Annotated in this window: 26 protein-coding genes; 8 read left to right on the top strand and 18 right to left on the bottom strand. The window is 43.3% G+C overall.

Annotated features, from left to right (window positions below; translation table 11 throughout):
- Positions 1–165: 165 nt before the first annotated feature.
- From LDO51_RS13995 to dpiB, 18 genes are all read right to left on the bottom strand, one after another.
- The gene (locus LDO51_RS13995; protein WP_225575051.1) at positions 166–2,907 is read right to left on the bottom strand and encodes a DUF927 domain-containing protein; all 2,742 of its coding nucleotides are present in this window, start codon (positions 2,905–2,907) and stop codon (positions 166–168) included.
- Positions 2,904–3,248, bottom strand: coding sequence for a hypothetical protein (locus LDO51_RS13990; protein WP_225575050.1), 345 nt, complete (start codon positions 3,246–3,248; stop codon positions 2,904–2,906). The genes LDO51_RS13995 and LDO51_RS13990 overlap by 4 nt, the downstream gene beginning before the upstream one ends.
- Before the next feature lie 12 nt (positions 3,249–3,260).
- Positions 3,261–3,857, bottom strand: coding sequence for a hypothetical protein (locus LDO51_RS13985; RefSeq protein ID WP_225575049.1), 597 nt, complete (start codon positions 3,855–3,857; stop codon positions 3,261–3,263).
- Positions 3,854–4,075, bottom strand: a complete 222-nt coding sequence (locus LDO51_RS19770; protein WP_225575048.1) for a hypothetical protein — start codon at positions 4,073–4,075, stop codon at positions 3,854–3,856. The genes LDO51_RS13985 and LDO51_RS19770 overlap by 4 nt, the downstream gene beginning before the upstream one ends.
- Positions 4,075–4,260 (bottom strand): hypothetical protein, encoded by a 186-nt coding sequence (locus tag LDO51_RS13975; RefSeq protein WP_144140322.1) that lies wholly within the window; start codon positions 4,258–4,260, stop codon positions 4,075–4,077. Before LDO51_RS13975 ends, LDO51_RS19770 begins: the two co-directional genes overlap by 1 nt.
- Positions 4,260–4,433, bottom strand: a complete 174-nt coding sequence (locus LDO51_RS13970; RefSeq protein WP_004255426.1) for a hypothetical protein — start codon at positions 4,431–4,433, stop codon at positions 4,260–4,262. Before LDO51_RS13970 ends, LDO51_RS13975 begins: the two co-directional genes overlap by 1 nt.
- The gene (locus LDO51_RS13965) at positions 4,430–5,014 is read right to left on the bottom strand and encodes an ORF6N domain-containing protein (protein ID WP_196731547.1); all 585 of its coding nucleotides are present in this window, start codon (positions 5,012–5,014) and stop codon (positions 4,430–4,432) included. Before LDO51_RS13965 ends, LDO51_RS13970 begins: the two co-directional genes overlap by 4 nt.
- Positions 5,011–5,220 carry a hypothetical protein gene (locus LDO51_RS13960; RefSeq protein WP_225575047.1) on the bottom strand — a complete coding sequence of 70 codons (210 nt, stop codon included), beginning with the start codon at positions 5,218–5,220 and terminating at the stop codon, positions 5,011–5,013. The genes LDO51_RS13965 and LDO51_RS13960 overlap by 4 nt, the downstream gene beginning before the upstream one ends.
- The gene (locus LDO51_RS19765; protein WP_225575046.1) at positions 5,217–5,396 is read right to left on the bottom strand and encodes a hypothetical protein; all 180 of its coding nucleotides are present in this window, start codon (positions 5,394–5,396) and stop codon (positions 5,217–5,219) included. Before LDO51_RS19765 ends, LDO51_RS13960 begins: the two co-directional genes overlap by 4 nt.
- The gene (locus LDO51_RS13950) at positions 5,389–5,652 is read right to left on the bottom strand and encodes a transcriptional regulator (protein ID WP_225575045.1); all 264 of its coding nucleotides are present in this window, start codon (positions 5,650–5,652) and stop codon (positions 5,389–5,391) included. Before LDO51_RS13950 ends, LDO51_RS19765 begins: the two co-directional genes overlap by 8 nt.
- 2 nt (positions 5,653–5,654) lie before the next feature.
- Positions 5,655–5,828, bottom strand: coding sequence for a DUF4222 domain-containing protein (locus LDO51_RS13945; protein WP_004265088.1), 174 nt, complete (start codon positions 5,826–5,828; stop codon positions 5,655–5,657).
- Positions 5,821–6,045 (bottom strand): host cell division inhibitor Icd-like protein, encoded by a 225-nt coding sequence (locus tag LDO51_RS13940; RefSeq protein ID WP_225575044.1) that lies wholly within the window; start codon positions 6,043–6,045, stop codon positions 5,821–5,823. Before LDO51_RS13940 ends, LDO51_RS13945 begins: the two co-directional genes overlap by 8 nt.
- 985 nt (positions 6,046–7,030) lie before the next feature.
- Positions 7,031–7,717 (bottom strand): Rha family transcriptional regulator, encoded by a 687-nt coding sequence (locus tag LDO51_RS13935; protein ID WP_225575043.1) that lies wholly within the window; start codon positions 7,715–7,717, stop codon positions 7,031–7,033.
- 12 nt (positions 7,718–7,729) lie between these two features.
- A complete protein-coding gene (locus LDO51_RS13930) occupies positions 7,730–8,125 on the bottom strand; it encodes a hypothetical protein (protein WP_225575042.1) in 396 nt (131 codons plus the stop codon).
- On the bottom strand, positions 8,125–8,370 hold the full coding sequence (locus LDO51_RS13925) for a helix-turn-helix transcriptional regulator (RefSeq protein ID WP_225575041.1): 246 nt from the start codon (positions 8,368–8,370) through the stop codon (positions 8,125–8,127). The genes LDO51_RS13930 and LDO51_RS13925 overlap by 1 nt, the downstream gene beginning before the upstream one ends.
- Positions 8,371–8,475: 105 nt before the next feature.
- The gene (locus LDO51_RS13920; RefSeq protein WP_225575040.1) at positions 8,476–9,459 is read right to left on the bottom strand and encodes a hypothetical protein; all 984 of its coding nucleotides are present in this window, start codon (positions 9,457–9,459) and stop codon (positions 8,476–8,478) included.
- A 93-nt stretch (positions 9,460–9,552) separates the two neighbouring features.
- The gene (locus LDO51_RS13915) at positions 9,553–10,812 is read right to left on the bottom strand and encodes a tyrosine-type recombinase/integrase (protein WP_225575039.1); all 1,260 of its coding nucleotides are present in this window, start codon (positions 10,810–10,812) and stop codon (positions 9,553–9,555) included.
- 206 nt (positions 10,813–11,018) lie between these two features.
- Positions 11,019–12,656, bottom strand: coding sequence for a sensor histidine kinase DpiB (gene dpiB / locus LDO51_RS13910; protein ID WP_225575038.1), 1,638 nt, complete (start codon positions 12,654–12,656; stop codon positions 11,019–11,021).
- Positions 12,657–13,028: 372 nt separating this feature from the next.
- Here dpiB and citC point away from each other — a divergent pair, with 372 nt between their 5' ends.
- The 8 genes from citC to LDO51_RS13870 all read left to right on the top strand — a co-directional run bounded on the left by citC (position 13,029) and on the right by LDO51_RS13870 (position 21,111).
- Positions 13,029–14,081: a [citrate (pro-3S)-lyase] ligase gene (gene citC, locus LDO51_RS13905; protein ID WP_225575037.1), complete on the top strand. Its 1,053-nt coding sequence runs from the start codon at positions 13,029–13,031 to the stop codon at positions 14,079–14,081.
- A gap of 18 nt (positions 14,082–14,099) precedes the next feature.
- Entirely contained in the window at positions 14,100–14,396 is a 297-nt protein-coding gene (gene citD / locus LDO51_RS19760) for a citrate lyase acyl carrier protein (protein WP_225575036.1), read from the top strand.
- The gene (gene citE / locus LDO51_RS13895; RefSeq protein ID WP_225575035.1) at positions 14,396–15,292 is read left to right on the top strand and encodes a citrate (pro-3S)-lyase subunit beta; all 897 of its coding nucleotides are present in this window, start codon (positions 14,396–14,398) and stop codon (positions 15,290–15,292) included. The genes citD and citE overlap by 1 nt, the downstream gene beginning before the upstream one ends.
- Before the next feature lie 11 nt (positions 15,293–15,303).
- A complete protein-coding gene (gene citF, locus LDO51_RS13890) occupies positions 15,304–16,830 on the top strand; it encodes a citrate lyase subunit alpha (RefSeq protein ID WP_225575034.1) in 1,527 nt (508 codons plus the stop codon).
- A gap of 3 nt (positions 16,831–16,833) precedes the next feature.
- Positions 16,834–17,379, top strand: a complete 546-nt coding sequence (gene citX / locus LDO51_RS13885; protein WP_225575033.1) for a citrate lyase holo-[acyl-carrier protein] synthase — start codon at positions 16,834–16,836, stop codon at positions 17,377–17,379.
- Positions 17,360–18,268 (top strand): triphosphoribosyl-dephospho-CoA synthase CitG, encoded by a 909-nt coding sequence (gene citG, locus LDO51_RS13880; protein ID WP_225575032.1) that lies wholly within the window; start codon positions 17,360–17,362, stop codon positions 18,266–18,268. Before citX ends, citG begins: the two co-directional genes overlap by 20 nt.
- A gap of 271 nt (positions 18,269–18,539) precedes the next feature.
- Positions 18,540–19,973: an anion permease gene (locus tag LDO51_RS13875; protein WP_225575031.1), complete on the top strand. Its 1,434-nt coding sequence runs from the start codon at positions 18,540–18,542 to the stop codon at positions 19,971–19,973.
- A gap of 82 nt (positions 19,974–20,055) precedes the next feature.
- Positions 20,056–21,111 (top strand): 4-oxalomesaconate tautomerase, encoded by a 1,056-nt coding sequence (locus LDO51_RS13870; protein ID WP_225575030.1) that lies wholly within the window; start codon positions 20,056–20,058, stop codon positions 21,109–21,111.
- The last annotated feature ends 3 nt before the right edge of the window (positions 21,112–21,114 follow it).

The raw sequence follows: 21,114 nt of genomic DNA, 5'->3' as shown, positions 1-21,114 counted from the left end.
ACATTTATAACAATTAATTATCATTTCATTTGGGATAACTTGGGATAACATGGGATAAATAGAAGTAACCTAACTTAATAATACTGTTATCTTTTTTAGTTCTTATCCCGTTATCCCACTTATCCCAACGCTTTTGATTCATCACAGGAGTTCTGTTCTGGCTGGCTACTCTTCTTCGCTATCAATTAAGACAACAAATCGCTGCTGACTCCCGTTAATGCTGATGGTTTTACCGTCTACACGCCCTGATTCGGGTCTGACTAAAATACCTGCCTCGTCGAGTGCCTCTGCCCCCAGTTTCTTTTGAATGCCTGAGAGTATTTCATCTTCGAATACTGACGGGATAATGTGATATTCGTCCTTGCCGTCCTCTCTGCGTCCAGAAACCAAATAGCCCGCAAGGTTTGTTATCCTGCCTGCGTAAGTTCGGTCTAGATCCCCGTTACGCTTGCCATAGGTGTACGGTTGAAAGCGATTCAATCCATAGCGTTGAATAAAATCCCTTGCCCGTTTGACGACTTGGTATTTTTCGCGGTTCCCTGTGCCATAGTTCTCCAGCCACTCATTGAAGCTATTACGAATAAAACGGCTACATTCGGCAATATCCCAACCTGTGATTGATGTTGCTAACTCTGCGGTAGCGTCCAACATGGCAAAACGGGTAGCGACTCGTTTAACCTGTGGCGATGCTTCTTCGGGTAAACTCGATAACCATTCGTTTTCTTTAAAGGTTACTTTCTGGTTGGCGATATCCTGATTGTTGGCTAAATACTCAATCCATGCTCTACCGACAGCCCCGCAATGCTGCGTTGATGCGCGCTTGATGGCTCGTGAATGTAAATCACCATCATCAAGGCTGTGAAACTCGACAGTATCGGTAAATGGCACACTAACCAACCGCACTAATTGCCCCGCTTTTGGGGTGACACCATTACGAATGAGATAAGTTTCAAAATCTTCCTCACCCGTTGATAACGCAACAATCGCCCAACGTAAAACGGCTTTATTTCCACCGTCTTTATTACCTTGAATGCGCCCCGTACCATTGAATAAGCTGTAGGCACTTCCTGCGACATGCCGCACATCGTTACCCTGTCCAATTTCATCAATCGGCATAAACCCGTCATTTCGTGAAGCGGCTTCAATCGTTAGCCCGTACTTTGTCGCATCCCATGTTAATTTCAGTTCATCGGGTACACCGTAGATACTTGAGGCGGCTTCTACCGTGGTGGTTTTCCCTGCTGAGGACTGAGCGAATAAGTGAATGCCAAATGAGCTACCACCTGATAACGAGTTCAGCGGGGCAGCTAACGCGACTAACCCACCTAAAATCATAGATTGGTTGCCTTTCATTAAATTACCGACATTCTTCCGCCAGCTTTCATCTGTTCCCCTGACGACATAACCCGCAACGGCAGACGTTCCACCACAAAAGGCAACGGGGCGGCTAGGTGTACCAATAATATGACCATCTGGCATCACGTATGCCCCATCATGCCAACCAGCGGTATGGGTGATCGTCCATTCGTCACGCTTTCCTTTTCGCTGAAGATAGTTAGCCAGTAAATCCAATTGACCGCGCTTTGTTGTGATATTAACGCCACGGGAGCGCAATCTTCCCCACCCTTGAGGTGAGCCTAGTTCACGCCTTGGAATGGCTTCATAAATTATGCGGTTGCTGCCCTCTTGCTTCATCTGGATAACCAAATAACTGTCTTTACCGTCAGAGCCAATGCCTACCGTCGCCATTTCATCCGAAAACCATGTTTCTTTTTCGTCAATCTCGCCTGTCGTGTTATTTTGCTTGCGTTCGATGTAATACAAGCCACCGTGACGCTTATCAAAAAATGGGGCTAAATCATCGTGGGGTCTAACTTTCTTTTTCGCGTCAATGTGGATCACGTTGTCCTCTTTCATTGCCATATTGTCCTGTGGCTGATACATTCCCTCGCTGAAAGCAGAGGCGGCGGCTTCCCTCTCTCTGGATTGCAGGTAATCGTTCCAATCTCCCTGACAAGGTGGAATTGAAACATAGCCGCTAACTTCTCTCGCTGCGGCTTCTGCTTTCACCTTCCCCGTATTGACCTCATTTTTACTGTCATTATCTCCAGCAATGATAATTTGGCTCTCTGGGTACTTCGTCCGCATCACCTTAGCCACATGAGTTAAGTTACCCGCATCAATTGCCGCGACTGTGTGCGCTTCTGGTTGGATTAACTGGCACGTCATGGCGGTTGCCAATCCCTCGGCAATAATCACCGTAGAAACGTTGACAGGCTCATTGATAGGGTAATAGCTACCATTCTTCGCACTATCGAGTAATAGCCTTTTCTCGCCAGTGGGTTTAATGGTTTGCGCGGCTGTAATTGTGCCGTCAGCGTCCATCAATGGGATAATCAACGAACCATCGGTTAATAGGGTCACGGTGTTACTATCAAAGCCTTTCGCTTTTAGGTACTCAGATTCGCCCTGTTTAGCATTGGCAACAGTGCGGCTGTATCGCGCTGTAAAGCGTTTATGCTTCTCTATCTGCTCGTTAGCTTGGTTCTGAGCTTGCTGTGCTTTCAATGCGTCCTGTTGCGCTTTCACCTCATGGCTACGGTAGGCTGGTGGATTATCTGAACGGGTATCAATTCCAATCATGCCAGCCACTTCATACGCTGCCTCAGTCACGCTGCCACCAAGAACACGCTGAACTAAGTCCAACCCATCACCCGAGCCGCACTGACTACAAATAAACGTGCCGTTGCCGTCTTTATCGTCAAATCTAAAACGGTCTTTACCACCACAATGGGGGCAAGCCGTGTGCGTGTTTAGGGGCACTTCCACTCCAAGGTTAGATAATATGTTTTGCCATTGCCCGTTGGCTTTCAGCTTCACATCACGGATAACATCTATCGGCTTCATTGAAACTCTCCTTGTTCGGCTAAGGTATTACCCATGTCATTAATCATGCTTTTCCATATTTCGCGCCCGTAGCCTGTAATAACGCCATTTATCACGCAAACTTTTAAGACTTGTACGGTGGCTTTTTTCCATGCTTTTTTTTCTTGTTTCAAGGCGTTCAATAAGTAACTGTCTACCAGCAAGCGAACACTTTTAGCACCGTCGCTAATAGCGACCTCAATCACTTTATTACCCACGTTCATTGTGAAGTAATCGCCACCATTACTGGCTTTAATATCCTGATAGATAGCCTCTGCGTAACGGTTTGCCAGTGAATTAACTTTAAAGGTTGTGATTATCATGTCATTGGCTCCCTAGTGAACGGTAACGGTGTCTTTAAAGTCACCATCTTCTATTATTCGAATGAGATCATCGTGAAGCATCGATAGCCCCTCTCGACCTCTATCTGATAGCCGACAGCCTTGTTTTGGCTCAAGATTGATAAAATCACGATACATGCGTAAAGCCATTGCAGGAGCATACTTAGGCTCATAATGCTCATAAGCGATACTCTCAACATGATTTGCTAATAACATGCGCTCACTGGAGGCATAAATAGTTAAAGCGGCGTGCTCATTGCGATACACTGCGGCGGTAACCACTCCGCCTTTCCCATCGTCAGCATAATGAAACCCGTTGTGATCGGCTTGTTCCATAACAAACGAGGCTGCGACAATCCAACGCCAAAGAATGACCGTTTGCTCAATCGTAGATTTAAAGAAGCCGTTAACCTCTCCCTTACTAATAGCGAGAACTAACTCAAAACCCAAAATCAAATTGCCATCAAAGATGCCATTATTCAGTGCGTCCAATGCTTCGCTGTAGCTGATAGCCTCTTGATTCGCTGCGTCAGTAATGAGAATTACACCGTGTTCGCTGTGCTCGAATGCGTTGATATTGGTGATATTCATCGGTTCGCCTCCGCTACTGCTACCTTGTAAGCTCGCAACACATGCGAGGACTTACCTGTAATCACTGTTTTAATCACTAAACCGCGCTTTGTGCTGGCTGTTACATGGGTTTTGAGTAGCACCGTATCCACAACGCGACGATATTTTTTATATTGAAATAGATTGCTGGTTACGGTGATTTTGGCGACTGCGCCACTGTCAAAATAATTGAGTTTCATTATTTGCCCTCCATAGCAGAATCAATAGCCTTAACAGCATCACTCACCATAGAGAAAACAACATCTATCATGTGGGCGGTTTCCTCGTCCTGATTCGCCTCTTGCCAAACGCTTAACAGTGTCAACACTCGGTTTACTTTCATGCGTGGTACTTCCAGTGATAAAACCATCTCTTTGTTAGCCATTACTTCACCTCACGCACATAGTTAATTCGGATATCGGTCAAACCGTCACGTTGCGCTTCTCGCATCACTTGCGATTGAGCATCTTTCTGGGTGGCAGATATCACACGCTTGCTAATACCTAGCGTTAACCCTTTCGGTGTTGTGCCATACCCTGCGATTTGAAACGTTCTCATGAGCGATAATCCCCCATATCCTGAATGTGTAGCTGTGAGGCTTGTTCAATAGCCATTACCATTGGTTTTAGTGCTTTCTTCTCCTTGCGACGTAGGTTCATGGCATAACTACCGCGCCTACCGTGACCTTGATAAGAATCAGCTTCTAAACTGCTAATCAAGTTCTGAGCCTCACCAATTGGCATGGCTTCAAGCTCCGCCAGCGTGGGGATTTGAATATGTTTAATTTCGGGAAACTCAGACAAACGAAAGTAGCTGTTAACCATTGAGCGTTGAACCTGCCACGACAAATCATCGGTAAATGGCTTGGCAACCATCAAATAACCTGACTCAGTGATAAGCATTAACTCTTTTGCCTTGCCGCCTATCTCTAGTTCGGGTAACTCGGTACGTATTACGTACTTAGTGAGCAAAAAGTAATCTACCCCATCAATGAAGTGCTTTTTATGCGTGTTGAATGTGCGCTTTGCTGTACCTTTCGGGCGTTGATGTACCTCGTCAATCATGGCAAAGGTAACTACTCGCTTACCTTGATACATGAATGGGCTTAGGCTGGTGGCATTGATAGTGACTTGTCTCATTTCATCACCTCCGCTAACCGAGTAATTTCTTTCCCTTGAGCATGTACAAGGCGATTAACTGCTCTTAGTAGAAAATGTGTATCTGTATCAGCCTCATTCTCTACAGCCGTTAACAGTGGGATTAACAACGCTTGGAGCCCCTCGTTGATATGCTCGACTTCTTCCAAGGTAGATAAGTGACCAACTTTTAATTTGATTGTTTTCATTTGGTCGCCTCCTCGAGCGATTCGCATATTTCCGCGTTGAAGTCATACGCAATAGAAACGAGGTCGATTAACTCACGCGAACAATCGCTACTCACTTGCTCCAAGATAACGGCAAGCAATGAATTGTTTTGCTGTGCCTTGTATGCGGCTCTGTCTAATGGAGTCGGCTTACTCATGCTTCCCCTCCGATTTAGCGTCTACGGCTTCCGCGTCACTAATACGGTTAATAGCTTCCAACCAGTAATAGAGTTCTTGTTTTTTTGGATCATCAATCTGAGGGAATACCTCACAAAGAATATGAGCCATACCTTTTCGAACCCTAAGCAAACGGTCACGGCTACGTTCTTCTGAGTGTAAAGGGGTGTTATTGCCTAACATGTCCGCGATTTCAGCTTGAATACGCTGATAGTTATCAGGATATAAACGACTCATAATTAAGCCCTCCCTGCATAGGTGTATTCGTTGCTGAACTGGCTTAATGGAACAATGACAGGACTATCAAAGCCGTCTCGCTGAAAGGTCACACGGTTGAATTGAACCGATAAAACTTTGACAGTTTCACCATTGTTTTTGTGGGTGTAGAAATCATTAGGTTGAGGGTTACGCATGATGTTTACCTCCAATAGCAGGTAAGCGACCAGCGAATATCAGCATGTAATCACGTACAAGCATCAGTCTTGCACTGTTTTCATTCGGTGCTGTAACAGCAATACGGCAAGGTTTAGCGGTGTAATCGCTACGGTTTAACGCGAGGAATAACCATCTGTACGATTGGTTAGGGGTGAGACTAGTCCGCCCTGTGACGGGTGTGTTAAACTTACTCATAGTTACCTCGATAAATAGACTATCGTTGGTGATTAGAAGCCTCGATAGTGTTGACCGCACTTCGGGGCTTCGTTGTTTTACATTACTGCCAAAAGTGTTATACACTGTCTGACACAAACAACATACACTCTGAGTATTACACATGTCAAACACAAAATTACCTAGAGGCAATAAACAAATAGCTTTCAGGGTTGAGCCGCAATTAGAGCTATCTATGAGGAAAGCAATGGAAGCTGATGGAGATGAGTCAATATCAGCTTGGATTAAACGCATCATCAGAAAAGAACTACAAGCACGAGGCATTGAGCCTAAAAACTGATATTTGCCATACCAGAGAAGTAAGCTAATATTAATATTCTCACTTGCTCGGTATTTTATATCGACGTTTCCAAGGGTAGCCGATTGGCTGCCCTTTTTTATGGACTCCAAAAACTCAATTCTTTCTTTTTTTATGGTGTCTAATAACTCAATTTTCCCATTTTTTGAGATGAACGAATTCAAATAGCGGGATTTCCCGACTTTAGAAAGGCGAGAAAAATCACCTTTAGCTAATGGTGTAAATTCTCCACGTTTTAGGTTCTCGCCGCTATCCCATCCTCCTGCGGTGGTTAGGGTTGATTGATTGGCAAAATGTTTTGCTGATTGACCTGAGAAATATTCCCCAGATTGATTTCCCGTAAATTTGGGTGATTGATTGGCGTAAATTTTCGCTGATACATCGGCTAAAGTTTTAGCCAGTTGCTGAGCCAAAATATTGACCGAGTAACCAGACGAAAGTTTGTCTGATTGGTTGCCAGTAATACCGCAGTTTAAAGCTACGGTAATCGGCTGATTAGTGTAAGTTGAACATACGTTATTACCTGCCAGTAGAGAATCATTCTCTTGGTAGGCAATATTCCCCAACTCTGGGGATAATTGATTAATATTTGAACTTTGATTCCCCCGATTTGGGGTATCAAACATTGCTTTAGTCGCATTCATCATATTAGCCACCAATCCGCACAGTAGGACTCATTAAACTAGCGAACTGCTCAATGCGTTTGCTAACCTCTCGCAATGCCTGAGTAGCTGATAACCCCGAATCAATCGCGTCCTGAAATGCTGCCTGTTCGATTTTTTGCATACAGACTAATAAACCTAATTGTTGCTCGTCTGCGCTGGCACGTTCGCCAGTGAGTAAGCCTGTTAATCGGTTCTCTGTACGGGCTAGGTTGATGTAATGATATTTCTCTGCGCCTAAGTCTCTGAGTGCGTCGCGTGACTCATGGTAATGAGGCAGATATTCGCGGCGGATAGGTTCAGCGGCGCGTTTCTTACTGAATGCTTTGGTTACATCTAGCTTGAATTGCGTCATCTGTTCATGATTACGACCACGAACAATACGGCACATAAAATCAAATTGGTTTTCATTGAGTAGAGCGTATTTATTAATACTCGCACCCGTTGAATGTGAGCACGTCTCCGTTTGAAACGGAAGCGTGCCAAATTGACGTAAATTCTTTGCATTCTTTTTTACTAATTCAAAAAGGTTCTTATGTTTAATTCCGATGCGTTTAGCAAACAGGCGGCTATCTATTCTCGGCTCAGTTCTGTGTTGAATTAAAATAGGCTCGTCGCTGAATTTAGGGTGAGCGAATCCACCAGCATTTAAGCTGTTATTTTTTAGTTTCATTTTCTTATTCCGTTATTTTGTCGGGTAGAGGCTTAAAATATTATTTACGTGTGCTTTATCCAGTGTTTGGTAATTACCCTGTTCAGCGCGTTCATTAATTAAATTGATAACCTTCTGCGCGTCCTGAGCCGTCTTAAAGCGGTAACGGTAGTGTGACCCGATACCATCAGGATTAGGCTCATCAATGCGATCCAGCGTAATATCCAACTTGCGCTCTAACTCCGAGGCGTAATTTCTTGCTGACGATAAGCGGCAATGAATTAATATTTCATTCTCTGTAAATCCATTAATGCCTGTACCTAACATATATAAACGGGCACGGTGTTTTTTCGGTGGGTTCTTTGATAGAATAGATGCTGTCGCGTTATCCTGAGAAGCCACCTGTAGCGGGTGGTTTTTCTTTTCCATTATGCTACCCCGCTTTGTGATTTCTTAGCTTCAACCCATGCGCGAATCTCTTTCGCATCATAGACAAAAAAGCCTTTCTCAATCTCAAATGACTTAGGTAATTTACCGTCACGCTCCCAGCGATAACGGGTAGCATCAGAAATGCCTAGAAAGTCGGCTGTATGACGTAGACGGGCGTAACCGTCCATAGGGTATGGTGTACTGATTTTAGCGCGAGGCTTGCGCTTAGGTGATTTCTTTTCCATGTGTATGACTCCTTGTGAATGTCATACACATTAAATCTAAATTGACTGGATAAAAAAACAGGAGTAATACTTCATTCAGGTAGATTAAACGTTCAGTCAGGTAACTTATTCATCGCTATTCCACCCTAATTCCTTTAGATACTCCCCAATAGCTTCAAGTAAAGTATCGCGATCTTTCAATGGCAATTCTCCACTATCAAATAGTGTCGATTCATGATTGTTAAGAATATCTGCAATTTTTGCTTTTATCAGCTTCCCGTTTTTTGTTCTGTAACACATATCTTTATCTTCTGGGGTTGAAGGGTAGATTGCCAATAATTTATTAATAGCTTTTTTTATTAGCTTTCTATCTTCTACTGCTTTTATTATCTTATAGTGGGATTTTTCAATATCGCGCGTATTACTAGAAATTTTCTCTATTTTTTTTACTTTTATATTACTTCCAATCGCGTCGTATATACGTTCCATTCCAGACTGATTTATAAATATGTTTTCTTTATTTTGTAATTCTAAAGCAATATTGTAGCTATGACTTCCATCTACTTTTAACTCTATCTCAACCCCGTCACCAACCAGACAATAGAAATCTGCTGAATAGACATATACGTTTCTCTTTAGAAGAAAAAATGACTCAATAATCCTTGGATTGATAGCCCATAAACCAGACGCCACGCCAAACGCCTCAACTTTAATGTTATTTTCTATATACATCAGCTCATATCTAACATTTGAATCACCTTCTTTGGCCTGCTGATAATCGTTGTACTCTCCTCCTGATTTTTTATTTAGATAATTATTTTCATCATTATTTACCCACTCATAATTCCCTTGAAATGATGAAGTCGTTAAACTCGCAAACATACTATCATCTATAAACTTTAATAAGTGTGATTTGTTAGCATTCGACGTGCTTACATAGCAATCAATATCATCTAGATATAAGTACAATTCAATCTGTCTATAGGCTGCCCACTGCAATATATCGTCAACCTCACAATTTAAAAGATGCGCAGCCCTATCTATACGGCACCAATTAATTGATGGAATTTTTTTGTCAGACCAAATTTTTGTTGTCTTAACTTTGCTCATCACGTCACCTTTAACGTGCCTTAAAGAATACCGTATCAGATAGGTAAGGTTTCCCACTTTTCGCCCCGTCGAGCTAGATACGGTTTAAACTTGTTATGCTTTCTTACTCATTGGTACAACATTATAGTCAGAACCGCTTTCTAATGCTGTAAGCAAATCAGCCCATTGTGATAATGCGGCTTTTCGTTCATCAAAGTAATCATGGCGGTTATACACCCCTTCAATACCTTTTACCCTGTGATTTAAGCACCTTTCAGCTATCTGTGGCTCAACACCTAATGCTGATAGATGAGTTCGCATTGTCCTTCGTAGGTCATGGATGCTGAACTGAATAAACGACTCAGGCAACGATGAAAGAATACTTTCAAGGTTCTTATTTAACGTTGTCTTATTTATCGTTTTATTTTTTCCTGTGCCTGTTCTTCTGGCAGGTAATACATATTTACTACCGCAAGCCATTACCTTTAATTGATTAAACCACTCTATAACAGGCTTACTCAAAGGGATATCTATAGCGTCACCAGTTTTGCTTCTCTCTGATGGGAAGTGCCATACCGCATTATCTAAATCAATCTCGCACCATTTAGCCTCGCATAATTCCATCTTACGCAAGCCAACAGCTAGAATTATTTTAAATGCTATTTTGTTAGATTCTGGCAATGTCGAACTATTCAGCGTTGAAAGGAATAATGTCAGCTCATCACGGGTTAACCATCGTTCGCGTTTACTTTCCATTCCGCCAGCATCAGAAATACCAAAGGCCGAGGCTGGATTGCTATCTATCATCTGTCTACGAACTGCATAATCAAAAATACGCTTTAACCAACGTAGCGATTCATCAGCGGTAAATGGTGAGCCTCTATCCACGATGGACTTTATTAATAGATCAACATCTTTTGGCTTCACATCCTCAATTTTCATTGAACCAATAACAGCCGTGATATTTTTATCTATCAGCTTTTTAGATTCCTCATGTTTTTTTCTTTTTGGCTTTATTTGTCGCTCGTAAAACTCATCAATCAGCCCAAACACTTTAACCGCTTTATCTTCGCGCTGTATTCTCTCTAACGCCTCGGCTTTTTGTCGCTTTATATCTCCAGCAACATCAACACCTAAAATAACCTTTGCTGATAACTCTCTAGCAATTTCACGCGCTTTCATTAGGGTGATATTGGGGTATGTCCCTATAGAGACTATTCGGGCTTTTTTATTGAAACTATATCTAAATCTCCAGCTTGGATTTTTATCATTCTTTGAATATCTAAGATAAAGTCCGTTTCCGTCAGCTTTACCTTCGAATCGTTCATTAGAATTTATCCAAGCCTTAATTTGTCTATCGTTTAAGTTTGGCATTTTGTGCAATTTCCAATCAATCGATAACTTTTATAAAAAGCTATTAATTTCTACAACTTAAAACACTGTATGTTTTTTAGTCGTTTTTAGGTACAAGCTCAGGTACAAGCAAAAACGGCTATTACGTGACTACTTCTGATTGCCCGTGAATTGCATTATTAATCATTATCAATGAGTTAGATTGTTAGTTGATATACTCTGATATGCTAAGAATGCCTATTCAACACTTTCGGTATAAAAATAGAGAATACAGTACCATACGGTTGATTATCTTCAATGATCACCGCCCCATTACATCGATTAACATAGGAGGCCACCAAAAATAGCCCTATGCCATGCCCATCGACAGCATCCGTTTTTGTTGTTGTTCCGCGTTCAAACCATTTATCTTGCAGCTCAAGAGGAAAACCACATCCTTGATCAGCAACTTCAATCACAATCTCATTATTTTCATCTGAGATATACAATTCTACCTGCTTATTACCCGCTTCGTTCTTTAAACTGGCCTCGAAGGCATTATCTAATAAATTTCCTAATACAGCACATAATTCCGTGCTATTTAATGAGCAAGGTAATTCACGGAGTTGGCAACCCGGCACAAAAATAAGCTGCAATCCCAATTCTCTCGCACGGTGATATTTACCAAATAACAACCCTGCCACTTGTTTATCTGCAAATTGTTCACGCAATGAATCTATTAATTGTTGCCGAGATTCCGACTCACCCTTAATTAACGCTAAGGCTTGGTCATACTCTTTCATTTGCAACAAGCCGCTTAACGTAGAGATCCAATTTAAATGTTCATGGCGCAATGTGCGCAAATTATCCACATATTGGCGAACCTGAGAAAGCTGCGCATTTAAGGATTCAATATCATTTTGGCTACGGAAGCTGATCACCGCTCCCGCAAGCAACTCACCATCCATAATAGCAACTCGGCTGGCTATCACATTCAACCCATTGAATTCGCAAACTATATCATGATGGTTTTTCGTGATTTCTTTCGTAAAAAAACCTACGGGAGAAACGTAATCAGAAATTGGTTTACCGATTAACTGTTTTGCTGACTCACTCAGCGCTAACATTTTTCTGGCGTTATGGTTGATATTGATAATTTTCCCATAACGGTCGACGGCAATAATTCCTTCAAACACCGCATCAAAAATCCCTTTTTGCACCAAAACCAATTGGGTTATTTCTTCAGGTTCCATGCCAAGCATTTGCCGTTGAATTAAGCGGGCAAATGCCCAAGATAGAAATAGCAAAATCACCAACACCCCTAAAAATGTTGCTGACGTTTGCACAAATACCTCAGCTAACGAGGTATCTATTTTGGTGGTGAAATAACCGATAGAAACAACCCCAATGACTTTGCCGTTTTCATCAAAGATAGGCGTTTTTGCACGTACCGCATTCCCCATGGAGCCCTCGCCTTTAATAAAATAGCTTTCACCATTTTCTAGCGCCCCCGGTTTATTCCATTGCATTGGGTAGCCAATCTTTTCGCTATTCGGATGATATAAACGAACAGAATGTTCATCGCCAATAACGACATAGTCATAACTGGAATCTTGATTGAGCTTATCGGCAATAACTTTTAACTTAGGAATATCTTTATCTTTTACAGTACTGACGATGCCATCCAATGAAGCGATCATTTTGGCTTGGCTCATGGCGAGCACGCGAATGTTCGCCATCATGCGGTTTTCGGTGGTATCCGTAAAATATTTTCCTAAACCAAACGTCAATAATACTGAAGCCAGTAACAATAGAAGAAAGACTCTTCCAGAGAATGAAAAAATATTCCCTTTTTTAAATGGGATCTGTGAAAACTCTGTTTTCATTTCGTCTCTCTATAACTCGCTAAAAAAGTGAAATTATTGTTACACACTAAAATACCAATAATGAAGATAAAAGATAACGTAGTCCGCTTAGTAATGCACATATTATTAATTAAACACATTAAAACCACTGAGTAAAGTTCATAACTCTTAATTAAAAACATTAAAACCATTAAACAAATACAAACTCATTTTAGAAACATGAAATAGGTCAAATATATTATATGCAGGGTATTTAATATAAATATTGAAAAGGGTAATTAAATAAAAATTGAGAACTTAGGTAATTAACGGTAAGCCAAAAATATTTATTTAATTAACTTTAACATTAGCAACATTTTTAATACATCTCTAAATGAGATGCAGGATACCATTATGTTCGACAGCATAACGTTTAACCAAGTAAAACGTCATGAGAACAGAAAACTCAATGATATCACTCAATTTTTGAAAGAAAATGACTTAGACATTGATGCTAGCGTTGACATCTTTATTACGATCACACGTAACGAAAAATTAATTGCTTGTGGTGGTCTCGCTAAGAATGTCATTAAATGCGTTGCTATTAGCGATGAAGTTCGTGGTGAAGGTTTGGCCTTAAAATTAGCGACTGAATTGGTGAACCTCGCTTATGAAAATAATACCACGCACCTATTTATTTATACCAAATACCAAAATGAAGATCTGTTTCATCAATGCGGATTTCATACTATTGCTACTGTGCCCAATGTAATGGTTTTAATGGAAAATAGCTGCTGTTATTTAAATCGCTATATTAAAAGTTTAAAATCTCAGTATAAAGCTGGGAAAAAAATTGGTGCTATCGTGATGAATGCCAATCCATTCACATTGGGGCATCGCTACTTAATTGAACAAGCTTCAAAGAACTGTGATTGGCTACATTTATTTGTTGTCAAAGAAGATACTTCCCGTTTTCCATATAAAGTTCGCCTGAAATTAATTGAAGAAGGCACAAAGGGAATTAATAACCTCACTATTCATAAAGGTTCAGAATACATTATTTCACGGGCTACATTCCCTTGTTATTTTATTAAAGATATTACTGTAGCCAACAACTGTTATACAGAAATCGATATTAAGATTTTTCGCCAATATATTGCTCCGGCGCTGGGAATTACCCATCGTTTCGTCGGCTCAGAGCCATTTTGCCAAGTCACTAACCAATATAACCAAGACATGCGCTACTGGCTGGAAACCGACGAAATGCCATTCCCCCCCATTGAACTGGTCGAATTCCCGCGGACAGTGATCGACGGCACGGCGGTTTCCGCCTCGCAAGTTCGAAAACTGCTCGCAAAAAAAGATCTTGCGGCGATCAAGCCGATTGTGCCCCCTGCCACGTATCACTATTTACAAGAGATGCTAGCAGCCCAGACACCGTCGCCTACCCCCGCACTACAAGCTTGAATTAGTTATAGGTGAAATATGAAGATACTACACGCAGCGGTTGCCGGCACACTCGAATCCAGTGATGTCATGGTACGAATCGAACCTCTTGAAGACACTCTCGAGGTCTCATTGCAGATCACCAGCAGTGTTGAAAAACAATTTGGTGATGCCATCAATGCCATCGTGCTTGAAATGATTGAAAAATACGATATTCAAGGCGCTGAAATTGTGGTGGATGACAAAGGTGCATTGGAGTGCGTATTACGTGCTCGCCTTGAGGCCTTACTGGCTCGTGCCTGTGATCTCGATGCTCTGCCATGGGAGAATAAATAATGACACCGGAAAGAAAAAACCGCACTCGCAGAAGTATGCTGTTCGTCCCGGGTTCCAACGCCGCGATGCTCAGTAACTCCTTTATTTATAAAGCCGATGCCCTGATGTTTGACCTCGAAGACTCCGTCACCATTCGAGAAAAAGACACAGCACGTCGCTTGGTATACCACGCACTGCAACACCCGTTATATCAAGATATTGAAACCATCGTGCGCGTTAACGCCCTCGATTCTGCTTATGGGGTTGCTGACCTCGAAGCCGTCGTTCGCGGTGGTGCTGATATTGTCCGCTTACCGAAAACCGATACCGCACAAGATATTATTGATATTGAAAGCGAAATTCTACGCATTGAAAAAAGCTGTGGGCGCGAAGAAGGCAGCACTGGGTTACTCGCGGCTATCGAATCCCCGATGGGGATCACCCAAGTGGTGAATATTGCTCACGCTTCACCAAGATTAATAGGCATCGCATTAGGTGCCGAGGACTATGTCCGCAATTTGCGCACCGAGCGGTCTCCAGACGGCATTGAACTCCTCTATGCTCGGTGCGCCATTTTACAAGCTGCACGTTCTGCCGGTATTCAAGCCTTTGATACCGTCTATTCTGACGCCAACAATGAAGAAGGCTTCCTCAAAGAAGCCGCACTCATTAAGCAGCTTGGTTTTGATGGCAAATCATTAATTAACCCAAGACAAATTGAGTTACTGCATAACTTATATGCCCCAACCCAAAAAGAAGTCGACCATGCGCAGCGCGTCGTGGATGCCGCTGATGCCGCAGAGCGAGAAGGAAAAGGTGTCGTGTCCCTCAACGGCAAAATGGTAGACAGCCCTGTAATCGAAAGAGCCCGCTTGGTGTTATCGCGCGCGGCATTATCAGGCATTCGGGAAGAGTGAGGCAGAACATTATGACAACCAATACATTGCGTCAGGCTCGCGTATCAGCCTACTTAGCACCTAAAGACGATGAATTACTGCGTGAATTCAAAGATATCGGCAAAGTTCAACAGCAAGTTCAAAAACCACGCAACCGCAAACTGTGTGATGACCTGCAAGTGGCTATTCGCCGTTCAGGATTAAAAGATGGCATGACCATCTCTTTCCACCACGCTTTTCGTGGCGGTGACTTAACCATCAACATGGTGATGCAAGTGATTGCCGAAATGGGCTTTCGCAACCTCACCTTGGCATCCAGCTCACTCAGCGCGTGCCACTCGCCACTGGTTGAACATATACGCCATGGGGTCGTCACCAAGATTTACACCTCTGGGTTACGTGGACCATTAGCCGAAGCCATTTCTCGTGGTGAATTAGCGGAACCTGTGCAAGTTCACTCCCATGGCGGACGAGCCAACCTTGTCCATAGCGGTGAATTAAAAATTGACGTGGCCTTTATCGGTGTTCCGTCTTGCGACGAATACGGTAATGCGAACGGATACACAGGTAATGCGAGCTGTGGCTCACTGGGTTATGCCAAAATCGACGCGGAAAATGCCAAAAAAGTGGTCATGTTGACCGAAGAATTTCTGCCTTACCCACATAACCCATCCAGCATTAAGCAAGATGAAGTGGACTATATTGTCAAAGTCAAACGTGTGGGGGATGCCGACAAAATTGGTGCCGATGCCACTCGCATGACCTCCAACCCACGTGAGTTATTGATCGCGCGTACCGCCGCGGATGTGATTGAAAAATCAGGATTCTTCAAAGAAGGATTTTCACTGCAAACCGGTACTGGCGGAGCTTCACTGGCAGTCACTCGCTTCCTCGAAGATAAAATGCGCCGTCATAATATCCATGCAGGCTTCGCATTAGGTGGGATCACCTCTACCATCGTTGATCTCCACGAAAAAGGCTTAATTAAAAAATTACTCGATGTGCAAAGCTTTGACCGCGCTGCTGCCGAGTCTCTCGCGCGTAACCCAAATCACATTGAAATCAGTGCCAACCAATATGCTTGCTTTGATTCCAAAGGCGCCTCAGTGGACATGCTCGATGTGGTGGTACTCAGTGCTTTAGAGATTGATACTCGCTTTAATGTCAATGTGTTAACCGGCTCCGATGGGGTTATTCGTGGTGCATCCGGTGGGCACAGTGATACAGCAGTGGCGGCGAAACTGTCTATCATCGTCGCGCCGTTAGTGCGCGGCCGTATCCCAACGTTGGTGGACGATGTGCTGACTTGCGTTACACCGGGTTCTAGCGTCGATATTTTAGTGACCGATCATGGTATTGCCGTTAATCCAGCACGCCCTGAGCTAAAGCAACAGCTGGAAAACCAAGGCATCAAAACCGTTTCTATTCAATGGTTACGTGAACGCGCCCAATTATTAACAGGCACACCAAACCCTATCGAATTTACCGATAAAGTGGTGGCTGTGGTGCGTTACCGTGACGGTTCCGTGATTGATGTTGTCCATCAAGTGAAGGAGTAGAACATGTTTTACCCACTGCCTGATACCCAAGAGCAACTTGATATTTCCTTACCTGACTTGCTGGCGAGCCGTGATGCCCGTCAGGCTCGTCAGCAAGAGTGGATTGGTCTCCATCAGGTAACCTTGATTTCATTTACTGTCGTTTTTCCGGGACCGGTTAAAGACAATCAACTGGTCAGAGACATTTTTAATCAAGGCTTAAATGCGCTTAAGCAAGTTGCTTCATGCAGGCAGTGGGTACTTTTATCACAACAATCATTCCCTTTCGTTACCGGACCGGAGTGTTTAGTTGCCGTCAATGCCGATGCCCTTGAGGTCAAAAAAGCCTTAATGGAAGCAGAAGAATTATCCCCCGTTGGTCGACTTTGGGACTTTGATGTTTTTGATGCAAATGGCGTTTTATATTCTCGCAGCCAATTCAATTTACCGACCAGGCGCTGCTTGATTTGTGACAATGAAGCCAAGGTGTGCGCGCGCCAACGCAGCCATTCCCTTGAAGAAATTTTGCGTCGTATCGAGGAGTTAGCGTATGTTTCAGCAACGAATTGATCAGCAAGCTATCGTTCAACAAAACACGTTAAATGATGATGTGGTGAATCACTACAGCCAACTGGCTTGGCAAGCGATGCTTGCTGAAGTGAATTTAACCCCTAAACCGGGTTTAGTGGATAAATGTAACACTGGTGCCCATAAAGATATGGCGCTGACCGATTTTCATTTAAGTGCCAATGCGATTGCAAAATTCTTTCCACACTTTTTGCAAGCGGGTTATCAATATTATCAATTACCTATTAATCAGTTACTTAGTCAAATTCGTGGTATCGGTATCGCTTGTGAAAAAGCAATGTTTCGCGCGACTCAAGGGGTGAATACCCACAAAGGTTCAGTTTTTTCATTAGGTTTAGTGCTCACTGCGGTGGGGCGTTTATTAGGGCTACAGCAACGAGTTACGCCCAACGCAATCAGCCAAGTTGTTTCTGATATGTGCCAAGGATTAACCACAGAATTGCAACAGCCCGCAGAACATCCAACAGCAGGGCAACGTTTATTCCAAGAGTATGGATTCACTGGCGCCCGAGGGGAAGCGGAGCACGGTTATCAATTGGTGATTGCCCATGCACTGCCCCACTACTTGAAACAGCTGGCTGATGGTAAACAGGCCGATATCGCCCTACTCGATACGCTAATTTTGCTGATGAGCCTCAATGACGATACCAACATCGCCAATCGCGGTGGCATAACGGGGCTTCAGTGGGTAAAACAGCAAGCAAACAGCCTATTACAGCAAGGGATTCAAGACGAACAGGATTTAAGCAAAGTTCAACAATTTGACTTGCAGTGTATTGAAAAGAATTTAAGCCCCGGAGGCAGCGCAGATTTATTAATTCTCACGTGGTTTTTTGCGCGATTACCTACGAATGCTTATTTAGCTTCATAAATAAAAATAACTTAAATGTTAATTAACAAAGGAATAAAAATCACAAAATTGATTAATTAAAACCAGAGAAAATAATTTTTTAAATAAAAACCGACTTTGCTTTTCAATCATTAATAATATTTCTGTTAATAAGCGTTAACCAATAGTTTTATTAAAAAAATAACACTATTCAAGATACCGCTATATCCAGAAATAGGTTTCCACACATTTTAGATATTCGTTTTATGTGATTTAAAAAATTTAAAGTTTTATATTCTTGAAGGATTAGCCTATGCAAAAAGATAAAATATGGAAGCTATTAATTTTAATAGCCATTCCGATAATCATAGCCTTAATACCGACGCCCACCGGGCTACCGAGTATTGCATGGCTGTTATTTGGTTTGTACCTTGCCGCTATTGTGGGGCTAGTATTAAAACCTTACTCCGAGCCAGTGATCTTGTTAGCAACCATCGCTGCTAGTGCGGTCATTATCGGTGTCACAGGAACCAAAGATGTGAAAGCTGGCGAAGTGCTCAGTGGCTACTCTTCAGGAACAACATGGCTGGTATTCGCCGCGTTCACCTTGAGTGCTGCGTTCGTCATCACTGGTTTGGGTAAACGTCTCTCTTATATTCTGATTGGGAAACTAGGTGGAACAACGCTCGGGCTCGGCTATGTCACCGCTATCCTTGACTTGATTATCGCCCCAGCAACGCCTTCTAATACCGCGCGTGCTGGCGGGATTGTCTTCCCTATCATCAACAGTGTGGCAGTTGCATTAGGTTCTGATCCTGAAAAAAGCCCCCGTAAAGCAGGTCACTATTTGCTAGTGAACGTGTATATGGTGACCAAAACCACCAGCTATATGTTTTTAACGGCGATGGCACCAAATGCGCTGGCATTAGCGATGATGACCGACATTATGGGCATCCATTTAAGTTGGGGGGGCTGGGCATTAGCCGCTGCGGTTCCCGGCTTGATCATGTTGATCCTCACTCCGCTGATTATCTACAAACTGTATCCACCTGAATTGAAAAAGGTGAATAACAAAGAAATTGCAGCGAAAGGTTTAGCGGATTTAGGTCCAATGACCATGCGTGAAAAACTGCTCAGCATTATCTTTGTGCTGGCGTTATCCGGCTGGATATTTGCAGATAAAATCGGTGTGAGCGCCTCAAGCGTCGCCATTGCCGTGATGGCATTAACGCTGATCCTCGGTGTCGTGACTTGGGATGATGTGTTGAAGAACAAAGGTGGCTGGAACACCCTGATTTGGTACGGTGGTATTATCGGGATGTCCGGCGTGCTCACCAAAGCAGGCTTCTTCAAATGGTTAGCCGATGTGATGAGCGAACACCTCTCCTTCGGTGACCAAGCGATGTTAGCGTTCTTTGTCATCATGTTTATCAGTGTCGCGATTCGTTACCTGTTCGCCTCTGGTGGTGCCTATGTAGCGGCGATGGTTCCTGTTTTTGCCACCGTTGGTATGGTTGCAGGCGCACCGCCGATGCTGTTAGCGCTGGGTCTGCTGTTCTCTAACGCTTACGGCGGCAGCTTAACCCATTACGGAGGCGCGGCTGCGCCAATCGTCTTCGGTGCAGGCTATAACGATATTCGTTCTTGGTGGATCATTGGTGGGATTATCGCGTTCCTCAGCTTATTAGTTCACATGACTATTGGTTTAGGTTGGTGGGAAATTCTTATCAATATGGGCTTAATCTAATCGCCCTTACCCCATAAAAAAGATGGAGTGCAATATAACGCACTCCATTTTTCTTACAGTAAGGCGTTCAAAAGGAAGCGTGATGAAACAAATTCCTTGTACATTAATGCGCGGAGGCACATCAAAAGGTGTTTTTCTCCTCGCTGACTCTCTCCCGACCGACATTCAACAACGTGATGAGCTGATTTTAGCCATTATGGGGTCCGGTCATCCATTACAAATCGATGGTATTGGTGGCGGTAGCCCGCAAACCAGTAAAGTTGCCATTATTAGCCCATCGACACACCCAGATGCGGATGTTGACTACCTTTTTGCCCAAGTCGCCATTACTGAGCGCATCGTCGATACTGCCCCTAACTGCGGTAATATTCTGTGTGCGGTCGGGTCATTCTCGTTAGAAAAAGGGTTAGTTCCTATCACCGGAGATGTGACCACCGTCAGGGTGCGTAACGTCAACACCAATACCTTTATCAACGCCACCATTCAAACCCCCAATGGACAAGTAGAATACAATGGTAATGTAACTATTGCCGGTGTTCCCGGTCATGCAGCCCCTGTTGGTTTAACTTTTCTTAATGCGAGTGGAACCAAAACAGGGAAATTATTCCCCACCGAAAATGTGGTCGATATCATTGATGGTATTGAAGTTTCTTGCCTCGATATGGCGACGCCTGTGGTGCTTATCGATGCCCCACAACTGAATAAAACAGGATATGAAACGGCGGAGCAACTTGAAGGCGATAGCGAGTTTATGCAAACGCTGGAGCATCTTCGTCTGCAAGCTGGCGCAATGATGGGGTTAGGGGATGTGAGCAAAAAAGTGATCCCCAAACCGATTTTGGTCTCCCCCGCCATTCACGGCGGCACCATAAATGTGCGCTACTTTATGCCCCATAAATGCCATGGCGCACTAGCAGTAACGGGCGCAATTGCTATTGCCACCGGCTGCGTGATTTCTGGTACCGTTATCGAGCGTTATCTGCAAGGAGATGTGGATATGCAGAAGATTGCCATTGAGCATCTCAGTGGTAAATTTGAAGTGGCGCTAAGTAATCCGACGGATAAACCGGAAGGCATTCAAGCTTCTATTATTCGTACTGCTAGAAAATTATTTGAAGGAAAGGTTTTTGTGCCATGATGG

Source organism: Providencia alcalifaciens (genome assembly GCF_020271745.1).
GTDB classification, from domain to species: domain Bacteria; phylum Pseudomonadota; class Gammaproteobacteria; order Enterobacterales; family Enterobacteriaceae; genus Providencia; species Providencia alcalifaciens_B.
The sequence above is the reverse complement of the archived record's forward strand: the minus strand, read 5'-3'. Positions and strand labels throughout refer to the sequence as shown.

Coding starts and splice junctions, on each gene's coding strand:
- citD (WP_225575036.1), top strand. CDS start 14,100: ATGAAGATACTACACGCAGCGGTTGCCGGCACACTCGAATCCAGTGAT.
- LDO51_RS19765 (WP_225575046.1), bottom strand. CDS start 5,396: ATGAGTAAGCCGACTCCATTAGACAGAGCCGCATACAAGGCACAGCAA.
- LDO51_RS13925 (WP_225575041.1), bottom strand. CDS start 8,370: ATGGAAAAGAAATCACCTAAGCGCAAGCCTCGCGCTAAAATCAGTACA.
- LDO51_RS13935 (WP_225575043.1), bottom strand. CDS start 7,717: ATGAAACTAAAAAATAACAGCTTAAATGCTGGTGGATTCGCTCACCCT.
- LDO51_RS13875 (WP_225575031.1), top strand. CDS start 18,540: ATGCAAAAAGATAAAATATGGAAGCTATTAATTTTAATAGCCATTCCG.
- LDO51_RS13940 (WP_225575044.1), bottom strand. CDS start 6,045: ATGAGTAAGTTTAACACACCCGTCACAGGGCGGACTAGTCTCACCCCT.
- LDO51_RS13945 (WP_004265088.1), bottom strand. CDS start 5,828: ATGCGTAACCCTCAACCTAATGATTTCTACACCCACAAAAACAATGGT.
- dpiB (WP_225575038.1), bottom strand. CDS start 12,656: ATGAAAACAGAGTTTTCACAGATCCCATTTAAAAAAGGGAATATTTTT.
- LDO51_RS13920 (WP_225575040.1), bottom strand. CDS start 9,459: ATGAGCAAAGTTAAGACAACAAAAATTTGGTCTGACAAAAAAATTCCA.
- LDO51_RS13995 (WP_225575051.1), bottom strand. CDS start 2,907: ATGAAGCCGATAGATGTTATCCGTGATGTGAAGCTGAAAGCCAACGGG.
- citC (WP_225575037.1), top strand. CDS start 13,029: ATGTTCGACAGCATAACGTTTAACCAAGTAAAACGTCATGAGAACAGA.
- LDO51_RS13950 (WP_225575045.1), bottom strand. CDS start 5,652: ATGAGTCGTTTATATCCTGATAACTATCAGCGTATTCAAGCTGAAATC.
- LDO51_RS13975 (WP_144140322.1), bottom strand. CDS start 4,260: ATGGCTAACAAAGAGATGGTTTTATCACTGGAAGTACCACGCATGAAA.
- LDO51_RS13915 (WP_225575039.1), bottom strand. CDS start 10,812: ATGCCAAACTTAAACGATAGACAAATTAAGGCTTGGATAAATTCTAAT.
- citE (WP_225575035.1), top strand. CDS start 14,396: ATGACACCGGAAAGAAAAAACCGCACTCGCAGAAGTATGCTGTTCGTC.
- LDO51_RS13870 (WP_225575030.1), top strand. CDS start 20,056: ATGAAACAAATTCCTTGTACATTAATGCGCGGAGGCACATCAAAAGGT.
- LDO51_RS13990 (WP_225575050.1), bottom strand. CDS start 3,248: ATGATAATCACAACCTTTAAAGTTAATTCACTGGCAAACCGTTACGCA.
- LDO51_RS13960 (WP_225575047.1), bottom strand. CDS start 5,220: ATGAAAACAATCAAATTAAAAGTTGGTCACTTATCTACCTTGGAAGAA.
- LDO51_RS13970 (WP_004255426.1), bottom strand. CDS start 4,433: ATGAGAACGTTTCAAATCGCAGGGTATGGCACAACACCGAAAGGGTTA.
- citG (WP_225575032.1), top strand. CDS start 17,360: ATGTTTCAGCAACGAATTGATCAGCAAGCTATCGTTCAACAAAACACG.
- citX (WP_225575033.1), top strand. CDS start 16,834: ATGTTTTACCCACTGCCTGATACCCAAGAGCAACTTGATATTTCCTTA.
- LDO51_RS13965 (WP_196731547.1), bottom strand. CDS start 5,014: ATGAGACAAGTCACTATCAATGCCACCAGCCTAAGCCCATTCATGTAT.
- citF (WP_225575034.1), top strand. CDS start 15,304: ATGACAACCAATACATTGCGTCAGGCTCGCGTATCAGCCTACTTAGCA.
- LDO51_RS13985 (WP_225575049.1), bottom strand. CDS start 3,857: ATGAATATCACCAATATCAACGCATTCGAGCACAGCGAACACGGTGTA.
- LDO51_RS19770 (WP_225575048.1), bottom strand. CDS start 4,075: ATGAAACTCAATTATTTTGACAGTGGCGCAGTCGCCAAAATCACCGTA.
- LDO51_RS13930 (WP_225575042.1), bottom strand. CDS start 8,125: ATGGAAAAGAAAAACCACCCGCTACAGGTGGCTTCTCAGGATAACGCG.